Origin of the sequence: Archangium sp. (assembly GCF_036277355.1) — a bacterium.
Classification (GTDB): Bacteria; Myxococcota; Myxococcia; order Myxococcales; family Myxococcaceae; genus Archangium.
Genome location: NZ_DASUNC010000145.1, coordinates 42,272 through 53,465, shown reverse-complemented (window position 1 = coordinate 53,465; position 11,194 = coordinate 42,272). Strand labels below are relative to the sequence as shown.

At 67.5% G+C, this 11,194-nt stretch carries 9 protein-coding genes; 8 read left to right on the top strand and 1 reads right to left on the bottom strand.

From position 1 onward, the window contains the following. Positions 1 to 134: 134 nt before the first annotated feature. From tssI to VFZ09_RS35360, 4 genes are read left to right on the top strand one after another with little or no spacing between them, the layout of a single operon-like run. On the top strand, positions 135 to 1,346 hold the full coding sequence (gene tssI / locus VFZ09_RS35375) for a type VI secretion system tip protein TssI/VgrG (RefSeq protein WP_329732165.1): 1,212 nt from the start codon (positions 135 to 137) through the stop codon (positions 1,344 to 1,346). Positions 1,347 to 1,367: 21 nt separating this feature from the next. Beyond that, on the top strand, positions 1,368 to 2,672 hold the full coding sequence (locus VFZ09_RS35370; protein ID WP_329732164.1) for a hypothetical protein: 1,305 nt from the start codon (positions 1,368 to 1,370) through the stop codon (positions 2,670 to 2,672). After that, positions 2,669 to 6,799, top strand: coding sequence for a DUF6531 domain-containing protein (locus VFZ09_RS35365; protein ID WP_329732163.1), 4,131 nt, complete (start codon positions 2,669 to 2,671; stop codon positions 6,797 to 6,799). Before VFZ09_RS35370 ends, VFZ09_RS35365 begins: the two co-directional genes overlap by 4 nt. Positions 6,800 to 6,818: 19 nt before the next feature. Further along, on the top strand, positions 6,819 to 7,496 hold the full coding sequence (locus VFZ09_RS35360; protein WP_329732162.1) for an Imm26 family immunity protein: 678 nt from the start codon (positions 6,819 to 6,821) through the stop codon (positions 7,494 to 7,496). Between the two features lie 7 nt (positions 7,497 to 7,503). On the opposite strand, the gene VFZ09_RS35355 is transcribed toward VFZ09_RS35360, so the two are convergent. Further along, entirely contained in the window at positions 7,504 to 8,028 is a 525-nt protein-coding gene (locus VFZ09_RS35355) for a J domain-containing protein (RefSeq protein ID WP_329732161.1), read from the bottom strand. A gap of 118 nt (positions 8,029 to 8,146) precedes the next feature. On the opposite strand from VFZ09_RS35355, the gene proC reads away from it, so the two are divergent. From proC to VFZ09_RS35335, 4 genes are read left to right on the top strand one after another with little or no spacing between them, the layout of a single operon-like run. Next, complete coding sequence (proC, locus tag VFZ09_RS35350) at positions 8,147 to 8,974, top strand: pyrroline-5-carboxylate reductase (protein ID WP_329732160.1); 828 nt, start codon at positions 8,147 to 8,149, stop codon at positions 8,972 to 8,974. Positions 8,975 to 8,995: 21 nt separating this feature from the next. Beyond that, positions 8,996 to 9,523 carry a DivIVA domain-containing protein gene (locus VFZ09_RS35345; RefSeq protein WP_329732159.1) on the top strand — a complete coding sequence of 176 codons (528 nt, stop codon included), beginning with the start codon at positions 8,996 to 8,998 and terminating at the stop codon, positions 9,521 to 9,523. 3 nt (positions 9,524 to 9,526) lie between these two features. Further along, on the top strand, positions 9,527 to 9,826 hold the full coding sequence (locus VFZ09_RS35340) for a DUF167 domain-containing protein (protein WP_329732158.1): 300 nt from the start codon (positions 9,527 to 9,529) through the stop codon (positions 9,824 to 9,826). Between the two features lie 7 nt (positions 9,827 to 9,833). Further along, positions 9,834 to 11,030, top strand: coding sequence for a peptidase MA family metallohydrolase (locus VFZ09_RS35335; protein WP_329732157.1), 1,197 nt, complete (start codon positions 9,834 to 9,836; stop codon positions 11,028 to 11,030). Positions 11,031 to 11,194 lie beyond the last annotated feature (164 nt).

The following is an 11,194-nucleotide window of genomic DNA, read 5'->3' as shown; positions in this document are numbered from 1 at the left end:
CAGAGCGGCCGCCCAGTCTCTTTCTCTGTCTGCTCGCAAGTGGGGCCTCAAGCCGCGCGCGAGCGCCGCCTGCTCCGCCTGCTCCAAGTAGCGGAACACTGCAAGCTACCCGTCCCCGCCTCATTCGGCGTTTGGTGCTAGAGCAGCACCCCCGAGCGGACTTCAACCTGCGCTACCTGATCACCAGCGTGGGACATCATGGACACCAACCCCAGGTGCTGGAGGAGGAGGCGCAAGGGGGAGCCTTCAGCTACGGCAACTCCTTCACGTGCATGTCGGCCCAGGTTCCCTTCCGGCCGCCGAGGACGACGAACCGGCCCGTCGTGCGCGGAGTTCAGACAGCCACCGTCGTGGGCCCCGCAGGCGAGGAGATCCACGTCGACGAGCATGGGCGGGTGAAGGTGCAGTTCCACTGGGATCGGGAGGGCAAGCACGATGACAAGAGCTCATGCTGGGTGCGCGTGAGCCAGCCCTGGGGCGGCGAGATGTGGGGCGCCATGTTCATTCCGCGCATCGGCCAGGAGGTTGTTGTCGACTTCATCGAGGGAGACCCGGACCGGCCACTCATCACCGGGCGGGTATACAACGGGCTCAATCCCACGCCCTACCCTCTTCCCGAAGAGAAGACCAAGAGCACCTTCAGGACGAACACCTCCCCGGGTGGTGAGGGCTTCAACGAGCTGCGCTTCGAGGACAAGAAGAGCCAGGAGCAGGTCTTCATCCACGCGCAGCGCAACATGGATGTCCACGTCAAGAATGACTCCATGGAGAACATCCTGCACAACCGCCACCAGACCATCGGAAGCAACGGGAAGGATGGGAAGGTGGGTGACCAGAACGAGCTGATCTATCGGGACAAGAGCCTCAAGGTACACCGTCACAGCCAGGAGCACATTGGCGGGGATCTGAAGCTGCATGTGGGCGGTATCGACGGTGAGGGCAATCAGGACGTCATCATCGAGGCCGTGCGCAAGGAGAAGGTGGGTGCGGACAGCCACCTCACGGTGGGCGCCAACCGCAATGAGAAGGTTGGAGAGACCTGGTCCATCACCGTCGGGCAGGATCTCCAGGTGAAGGCGGGTGCCAACCATGCGCTGGAGGCGGGACAGGAGATCCACCTCAAGTCGATGAACATCATCATCGAGGCGGGCGCGGGACTGACGCTCAAAGGGCCAGGCGGCTTCATCACCATCGACGCGGCGGGGATCTCCGTCTCCGGGACGATCATCAACCTCAACAGCGGAGGCGCGGCCCTGAGCGGCAGCGGAGCCTCCCCCACCGAACCGGCGCTGCCCGCGGAGGCGCAACCCGTCGAGCCGACCCCCGCCGACAAGGGGCGTCCGTAAAACCCGGGAGGAGGCACGACAATGGCGAGGAAGAACGCGGTGGAGCGGCGGCTCGAGCTGCTGCACGACCAGTGGACGGAATTCGCCCAGCAACCCGAGGCACGCCTGCTGCGCTGGGTGGTGGAGCCGGACGAGGTGCGGATGGTGGAGGCCTTTGTCCGCAAGGAAGAGGATGAACGGACGGGGGAGTGTCCGGACCTCTTCATGCGATTTGACGAGCCCTTCGAGGACGCGGAGCGGTACGGGCACTCGCTGCGTGAGGCGATGGTGAAGCGGCTAGAGGAGAGCCGGGCCGGGTTGGAGAAGGAAGGGGCCGTGTGGCAATGCCCACCGGTGGTGGAGCGCGACACAGGCCTGGAGTCCTTCCTGCGGGCATGCGGCTCGCTGCGCCACCACTACGAAGGGGTGTGCGAGCATCTGGTGGCGGTACTGGTGCCGGCGCGGGTGGAGGAGGCGAATGCCTGGCGGAAGTGGCTCGGCGGCGCAGTGCAGCAGCTCCAGGGTCCGCACGTGCGACTGGTGGTGCTGGACGATGCGCGCACGCGGGAGCTGGAACCGCTGGCGAAGGACCTGCCGGGCAAGATCGTGACAGTGGCGGCGAGGCTGGACATGGCTCGGGCGATGGAGGAGCTGTCACAAGAAGCGGGACACCTGGACACGCCAGGAGGGCGCTTCCGCGACCTCCTCGTGCGCATGAGCACCGCGGCCACCAAGGGGGACGTGGGCAAGGTGGAGCGGCTGGGAGAGCAGGCCGTGGCACTGGCCAGGGAGCAGGGCTGGCACCCCCTCGCGGTGGCTGCGCACTTCGTGGTGGGCGGCGCGCTGCTGGGCACGAAGCGGCACCAGGAGGCGCTTGCCCACTACCAGAAGGCAGAGGATGCGGCGACCGAGGCCCAGAGCCAGGGAGACACGCAGGGAGCCATCCTCCGGCTCAAGTCGCGCATGGGGCGGGGCTGCGTGCAGGTCACGGCGGAGCAGTACCCACAGGCCGCCGTGCTGTACGAGGAATCGGCCCCCCTGGCGTGCGAGCTGAAGGATGCGCTCATGGAGCTGGAGTGCTGGCGCATGGCCAGCTGGTGCTGGGAGATGAGCAAGGAGTGGGAGCAGGCATGGGCCTGCGGAAGACGGGCCTGGGAGGTGGGCCTGGGCATGGAAGCGCGGGCTCGCGCGGGCTCGACGCTGCCCTTCCTGGGTGAGGCGCTGGTGAGGTTGAGCCAGCAGCGACAGGGAGAGAGCACCGCACGGCAGATGGAGTCGGAGGTGGTGTCGGTGCTGGGCGAGGACTGGCGGCCGAAGACGTCCGCCGTGGGAGGACAGCACGCATGATGCCCGCGGTGAAGCACCTGGATCCGGTGCTGGGAATCGATATCCACCTCATCATCACCCCGCCAGGCCCGGTGGTGCCCATTCCCCACCCCCACATCGGCCTCGTCTTCGATCCGTTCGACTACCTCCCGCTCATCGGCTCCACGGTCAACGTGAATGGCCTGCCGCGAGCGCAGGCGGGCACGGGAGGCGTCGCACTTCCGCCGCACTTCCCCATCGGTGGCGTCTTCGCCAGGCCTCCGGGCAACGAGAACGAAACCTTCATGGGGAGCTCCACGGTCGTCGTGGACGAGGAGCCCTTCACCTACATGATGCTGCCGGTGCTGAGCTGCCAGGACATCGGCATGCCCTCGCCGCCGCGCAAGAAGGGACCCGGGGCCAAGACGCTGCTGCTGCCCACGTCCATCGCGTTGTCCATTCCCGCGGGGCCACCGGTCATCGTGGGGGGACCGCCTACCATTTCCATGGCGGGCCTGCTCTCTCAGCTGGCGATCGGCGTACTGCTCAAAGGGCTGAAGAAGCTGCGCAAGTTGCAGAAGGCCAGCCGGAAGATGAAGGCCTTGTCCGAGCGCATCCACAAGGCGGCGGACAAGGTGATGGACAAGCTGGGGCTGGGTGAGCGCGCGCGCAATCGCGTTCACCGGGCCGTCTGTTCCTTGACGGGCCACCCGGTGGACATCGCCACGGGCAAGGTCCTGACGGAAGACACCGATTTCGTGCTCCCGGGGCCATTGCCCCTGGTCTGGCGCCGCGTCTGGTACAGCACCTCCACCCATACCGGCGAGCTGGGCCACGGCTGGCACCATTCCTACGATCTGGCGGTATTTCCCAGCGCGGAAGCCATCGTGGTGAGGCTCGATGACGGCCGGCACGTGCCCTTCGCGCCTCCGCTTCCGGGCGGCTCCAGCTGGAATCCGCAGGAGCGCCTCACCTTGAGGCTGGGGCCCTCCGGCTACGTGCTCCAGACCGACACGGGAGTCCGGTTCCATTTCCAATCCCCCTCCCCGAAACCACCAGAACTGGCGCCCTGGCCGCTCGTCCGCATCGAGGACCCTTGCGGCAATGCCATTTCCATCGAGCGCCAGTATGGCCGTATCTCGCAAATCATCGACAGCGCCGGACGAAGGTTGTCCTTTCAATGGGATGCCTCGTGGCGGATCTCCGCGATCCATGGCCCGGATCCCGCGAACCCGCAGCAACGCCAACCCCTGGTGCGCTACGATTACGACAAGGTCGGCGATCTCGTCGCCGTCCATGACGCGACCGGCGCCGCGCAGCGGTTCTCCTATCTCCATCACCTCCTGATCCAGGAGACCGGCCGGGACGGCATCTCGTTCTACTTCGAATACGATCGCCATGATCCCAGTGGTCGATGCATCCATACCTGGGGGGATGGGGGGGTCCTCGAGCGATGGCTCACCTATGATCTGCCGGGCCGGACCACGACCGTCCAGGACAGCCGGGGCGCGCGCACGACCTACGAATGGAACGAGCTGGGCCTCGTCACCCACCAGCTCGACGCGCTCGGAAACGAGCTCCGGTACACGTACGACCATGCCGGCGCCCACCTATCGCAGGTCAACGCCCTGGGTGAGCACACACACTACATCCGTGATGAGCACGGGCGGGTGGTCTGCATCGAGGAGCCTGCGGGAGTCACGACCCGCTTCACCTACGACGCACGCGGTGGCTTGACGGAGGTTCTCTCCCCGGACGGAAGCAAGAGGTGCCGCGCCTACGACGAACGCGGAAACCTGGTGGAGGAGAAGGAACCCGGAGGCGCCGTCTGGCGTTACGAGGTGGATGCACGCGGACTGCGCACCAAGGAGGTGGATCCCAACGGAAACACCTTCACCTACTCCTGGGACGCCGCGGGGGATCTGACTGTCATCCAGGACCCGCTCGGCCAGCGGACCGTGAGACACCACGATGCCCTGGGACGGCTCGTCAGCAGGAAGGATGCACTCGGCCAGGAGACGCGGTTCGAGTACGACGCGGCCGGCCGGCTGACACGCCTCGTGGAGCCAGGCGGCACGGTGCGGCTGTTCAGCCATGACGCCGCCGGACGCATCATCAAGCAGACGGACGCGCTGGGACACACCCGGCATCACCTGTATGGACCCCTGGGCCGGTGTGTCGCGACGCTGGACGAGACGGGCGCCCATACCCGGTTCGAGTACGACAAGGAGCTGGAACTCATTGGCATCCGCAACCCGGCCAATCACGAGTACCGGCTGCAACGGGACATCCTCGGCCGCATCGTCGAGGAGGACGCCTTCGGCCGGCGCCATCGCTACACGTACGATGGAGCCAACCGGCTCGTCTCCAGGACGGACGCGCGCGGCCTGAGTACCCGCTACGAACATGATCAGCTCGGGCGCTGCACGAAGCGGGTCCGCGACGACGGTCAGGAGGAGACCTTCAAGTACGATCTGGCCGGGCGCTTGCTCGAGGCCAGGAACTCCGCGACCCGGGTGTTGAGGAAATATGATGGAGCGGGCCGCCTCGTGGCCGAGCGCATCAACGGCGAGGAGGTCCGCTTCGAGTACGATGCGGCCGGCAACCGGGTTGCGCGTGGGTCATCGCTGGGTCACCGCCTGAAGCTGACCTATGACGCCTGTGGCCAGCTCGCCGAGGTCGCGGAAGCCAGTGGTCCCCTGCTCCGGATGCGGCATGACGCGCTCGGCCGGGAGAGCGAGCTGCGGTACCAGGGAGGAGCGGTCCGGCGCCGGGAGTACACCCCCGCGGGCCGGTTGCGCACCAGTGTCATCAGCCGGGAGAGCGAGCCGCTCACCTACTCCGCCTATTCCTATGACGCCGCCTCCCAACTCAAGGCCTTCGGGGATGAGGCCTCCGGAGGCATCCAGCTCACTCACGATGACACCGGCCGTCTGGTCCGCGCCCGCTACGCGGACCAGACCGAGGAGCTCTATTCCTACGATACCGCCGGCAACAGGCTCGGGGCGCCCGAGGGCAAGCTCCTCGCCGAGGGCCCCTGTGAGCTCACCCAGGAGGTCTTCCAGCTCCGGTATGACGAGGACGGAAACCTGACGGAGAAGCAGACGCCGAAGAGCAGGCTTTCCCATGACTACAATGCGGCGGGCCAGCTCAGCCGCACCGTGGTCACCCCTGCCTCCGGTAACAAGACGCAGGTGGAGTACAGCTACGATCCATTCGGGCGTCGTGTGCTCAAGCGCGTGCGGGAGGGCACCCAGGTCGAGGAGGTCGTGTTCCTCTGGGACGGGGACGTCCTGCTCGGCGAGAAGCGAACCGCCTGGCGTGAGGAGACGGAAGGTCCGGCGACGGGCTCCCCCCCGGCGGGAGGAACCCTCTCCCGGAGCACGCGGGAGTTCCTGTCACAACCCGGGAGCTTCGAGCCCCTGGCAGTCTTCGAAGCGAAGCAGTGCTACTTCATCGAGTCCGATGCGAATGCGACGCCGAAGCTGGCGATCGACACGGCGGGCCGCGTTGCCTGGCGGGCCGAGTTGTCTGGCTTTGGGATGGTACGCAGGCGCACGGAGCTCTCGGTGGATGTGCCGCTGCGCTTCCCTGGACAGTACGAGGATCGGGAGACGGGACTCTTCTACAACCGCTTCCGCTATTACGACCCGGCCCTGGCGATGTACATCAGCGCCGATCCGCTGGGCTACCAGGGGGGCTTGAACCTCTGGAACTATGTCCCAAGCCCGGCGGACGGCCTCGACCCGTACGGGCTGGTCCACGAGAGCACTCCCGGGTATTCCGTCTACGGCCTGTACGATCCACCCGGACCTCCCACGGAAAAGCCCTACTACATCGGCATCAGCAATGATGCCAACCGGCGATTGGATGAGCACATCGCCGACGGCCGGTTAGACCCCACGGCGCAGCAACGGGGCGGCGGACTCATCGAACTCGATGGCGGCGTCTCCTATGGTACCGCCCGTGGCTACGAGCAGGCCTATATCGATCACCATGGAACCCGGACGGGCGAGATCGGAGAACCTGTCTCCGCGAAGAACCGGGGCAACAAGCTCAATTCGTTCGTGGACAACCCAAACCGTCCTCCCGCCAGGCAGGCGCACTTCGAGCGCGCCCGCCAGGAGAAGATGGACAAGCTGGCGAAGAGCAGCACGGTGTGCAGTTGAGGAAAGGAGAGGAGTGACGATGGGATGGTTCGACTCCGCTGGACACGAAGGTGCCGTGCTGGGTGACGAGGTGCTGGATGAGACCTACGCATTCCTGCGCAAGCTGTCGCGGATGTACGAGGGGGCCCTTGGGCGGAAGATGACCTGCGAGGAGTTGCAGGTGCTCTTGGAGACGAGTCTGCGGGCCAATGCCGATGACACCCTCTTCTCGGGGTTCGAGGAGCGCAAGGTCGCCTCGGTCCAGATCAAGACCGCCAAACGTCCGAAGCGGCAGACGTACAAAGCCGGAGACGTGTTCGCCATTCCCCTGAAGGACGGGCGCTTCGCGTTCGGACGCATCATGGAGGCCGGAGGCTCCCACGGCGAGATCGTGGAGGTCTTCAAGGCCACCTCGCGCAGTGCCGTTCCCACCTCGACCATCCTTGAATCCGGACGGCTCTTCCACCCCGTCCATGCCAATGGCACACGGGCCTTCCGGGATCTGGCCTACCCGATTGTCAGCTCGGACCCGGACTATGCACCGGAGGACCTGGACAAGCTCGAGTTCCTACTGGGGGTTCCGGGTGACTACAAGATCAGGACCGGCTCCAAGTACCGCCCCGTCAGCAACGAGGAAGCAAAAGGAGTGGAGCGAGCGGGCCTCTGGACCCACGAATCCTTGACGGCGCGTGTGGAGGAGGCCCTGGACAGGAAGTGAACGGCGACTACCGGCCGCGAGCGGCGGGCAGCGCCGAGGCCCCACGCACCTGGGCCGCACCCGCCTCCAGCGCTTCAATCCGCTTGCGCTGACGGTGACGGAGGATCTTCTCGTAGGCCAGGTTCAGCTCGCGCATCTTGGCCTCGGAGCCACCGCGGTCCGGGTGGCGCTCGAGCGCCAGCTCGCGGAAGCGGGCCCGCACCACCTCGGGCGAGTCCGAGGGCGACACCCCCAGCACCCGGTACGGATCCTGGTCGTCGATGGCCGCCAGCCACGCCTCCAGCCGGTCCTTCACGGCCAGGAACTGGGCGTCCCCGTCCGTCTTCTCCTTCACCGGGTGGGTGCGCATCTTCGCGTCCGCGCGGAAGACGTCCGTGTAGACGCTGGAGACCCAGCGGTGGCACGAGCCGCAACGGAAGTACTTGACCCGTGGCCCCGAGTGGCCCGTCATGCGCACACCGCAGTGGGTGCACTCGACCTCCACGTTCTCCAGGGTCCGCCAGTTCCAGCTCGTCGCAGCCGCCGCGCTCATGGTGCTCTCGACCTCTCCGTTCAGGCGCTACAGGCCTGTAGTGGGTGTCAAGGTCCCACGATCCGATCTCCCGTCAAGAAATCTGCAACCAGACGGTCGCGCTGGTAGAAGCCGGGGGATGCTCGACAAGACGATCGCCTTCCTCGGCGCCGGCAACATGGCCGAGGCGCTCATCAAGGGGCTGCTGCGCGCCGGCAACGCGAAGCCCGAGTCCCTCATCGCCACCGGGCGCCGGGGGGATCGGCTGGAGACGCTCCAGCGCACCTACGGGGTGCGGACCACGACGGACAACCTGTCCGCGGTGCGCGAGGCGGACGTGGTGGTGCTCTCCGTGAAGCCGCAGGCGCTGGACAAGGTGCTCATCCAGGTGGCCACGGCGGTGGATCCGGGCAAGCTCATCATCTCCGTGGCGGCCGGCGTGCCCATCGCGGCCATGGAGCGGCGGCTGGGGGCCGGGGCGCGCATCATCCGCACCATGCCCAACACCCCGTCCCTGGTGGGCATGGGCGCCTGCGCGCTGTCCCCGGGCGAGCACGCCAGCGAGGCGGACCTGGCGGTGGCCACCCGCATCTTCCAGTCCGTGGGCACCACCACCGTGGTGGACGAGAACCTCCTGGACGCCGTCACCGGCCTGTCCGGCAGCGGCCCCGCCTACATCTTCCTCATCATCGAGGCCCTGTCGGACGCGGGCGTGAAGGTGGGCCTCCCCCGCTACACCGCGCTCAAGCTGGCCGCGCAGACGGTGTTGGGCAGTGCACAGCTGCTCATCGAGACGGGCGCCCACCCCGGGCAGCTCAAGGACCAGGTGACGAGCCCCGGGGGTACGGCCATCGCCGGCCTGCATACCCTGGAGGCAGGCGGGCTGCGCACCACCCTCATCAACGCGGTGGAGGCCGCCACCCGGCGGGCCAGGGAGCTGGGGGAGCAGTTCCTGGAGAAGTCCTAGGGCTGGCTTATACTGGGGGGCATGAAGATCACCCCGCTCGACATCCGGCAGAAGCGCTTCGAGACGGCCCTGCGCGGCTTCTCGAAGCGGGAGGTGGAAGCGTTCCTGGAGCTCATCGCCGGCGAGTTCGAGGAGGTGGTGAAGGAGAACATCGGCCTGAAGGAGGAGCTCAAGCGCACCCAGCTCAAGCTGGAGCAGCACCTGGAGCGCGAGCGCACCCTGCAGGAGACGATGGTCACCGCGCAGCGCATCAGCGAGGACATGAAGGCCGCGGCCAAGAAGGAAGCGGAGATCATCCTCGCGGACGCCGAGCACCAGGCGGAGAAGATCGTCCACGGCGCGCACCAGCGGCTGGTGCAGGTGGTGGAGGACATCAACGAGCTGAAGCGCCAGCGCGCCCAGTTCGAGTCCCAGGTGAAGTCGGTGGTGGAGGCGCACCAGAAGCTGCTGGAGACGTTCAGCGGCCGCACCTTCGCCGACAAGGACTACGCCCGCGTGGAGGACAACGTGGCGTACCTCACGCAGAAGAAGGCGCAGAACGCCGATTGACCCATGGGTGCTCCCTGGGTGAAGGAAGTGCCCGGCGCGGTGGAGCTGGCCGTGGTGGTGCAGCCGAGGGCCTCGCGCACGCGCGTGGTGGGCGAGCACGACGGCCTGCTGAAGATTCAGCTCGCCGCCCCACCGGTGGATGGCGAGGCCAACGCGGCGCTGCTGGAGTTCCTGGCGAAGCAGCTGGGGGTACCCAAGCGGCAGGTGAGCCTGGTGTCGGGTGACACCTCGCGTCGTAAACGGGTGCGAGTCGAGGGGCTTGGCGCGGCACACGCCGAGGCTGTTATGTCTGGAGCCACGTGAGGCTCCCATGCGCCACCTGCTCCTGCTCCTGATGCTGTTGCTGGCCCCGCTCGCGCGGGCGCAGGAGCTCACCCTCCCCACGCCGGAGGCCGGCCACGCCAATGGAGGCGTGGAGCCGGCGATGGTGCCCCTGCCCCGCCCGGCGCTGGTGGTGGGCGAGGTGGCCACGCCGCGCTTCCGGCTGCTCTACACCGTGAAGTCCGAGGGCTCCGCGCGCCAGCTGGCCGGCGGCATCGAGTCCATCCGGGACGGCTTCGTGAGCGTGCTGGGGCGGGACTGGCCGGGGGTGACGGAGATTCGGGTGGGCGTGGGCCGCGAGGAGTTCGAGGCGCTGGCGCTGCCCGGGGGAGCGCCTCCGGGCTGGGCGGTGGCGCTGGCGTACCCGTCGCACCGGATCGTCCTGCTCAACGCGCTGACGATGGCGGGCCCCGAGGGCATGGTGACGCTGCGGCACGAGCTGGCGCACGTGGCGCTGGGACAGCTGGCGCGCGGCTGGCCCCGGTGGTTCCAGGAGGGCCTGGCGCAGAACCTGACGGGCGAGAACTGGTCCATGACGCACTACGCGACGCTCTTCCGGGCGGTGAAGCAGGAGAAGGTGTTCCGCTTCGAGCACCTGTACGACGCGTGGCCGGACCTGCCGTCGGACGTGGAGATAGCGTACGCGCAGAGCGCGGCCTTCGTGGCGTGGCTGTCGGCGAAGTACGGCCCGGAGGGCATGGGCCGGCTGGTGGACGAGGTGGCCACGGGCCAGCCCTTCGAGCAGGCCTTCGGCAAGGCCTTCAAGTCGTCGCTGTGGGTGGAGGAGATGGCGTGGCGCGAGGGGCTGGCGGCGCGCTATGGCTGGCTGCCGCTGACGACGAGCTCCTCGCTGCTGTGGCTGGGGATGACGGGGCTGGTGGTGGCGGCGTACGTGCGGCGGCGCAAGCAGAAGGAAGAGCACCTGGCCGAGATGGAGGCGCGGGACGAGGCCGAGGAGGCGGAGCTGCGCGCGGCCCTCGAGGCGGAGCTGGCCCAGCAGCGCGCCCTGCAGATGCCCCCGCCGCCACAGCCGGTGGACGGGGTGGAGGGTGCGGACGCGCCGAAGCCGGCGGACGCCCTGGCCCCCGAGTGGAACGAGCCCGTGGAGCCGAGCGTGACGAACGGCCAGGAATTCGAGGACGACGAGGAAGGCGAGCCGCGTCCGCCCAAGCCGACAGTGCATTGAAACGGGGGCCGCGCCGTGTCCTTCCGGTGGGAAAAAACCTGCCCACGGAAGAGACCGCGCGCCCCACGGCCCTGCCCTTTGCGCGGGCTCGGCGAAAAAACTACAGCCCGCCGGGACTCCCGGCGCCCAGGAGCTGAGCCAAACGGCTGATTTCACTGTCCACG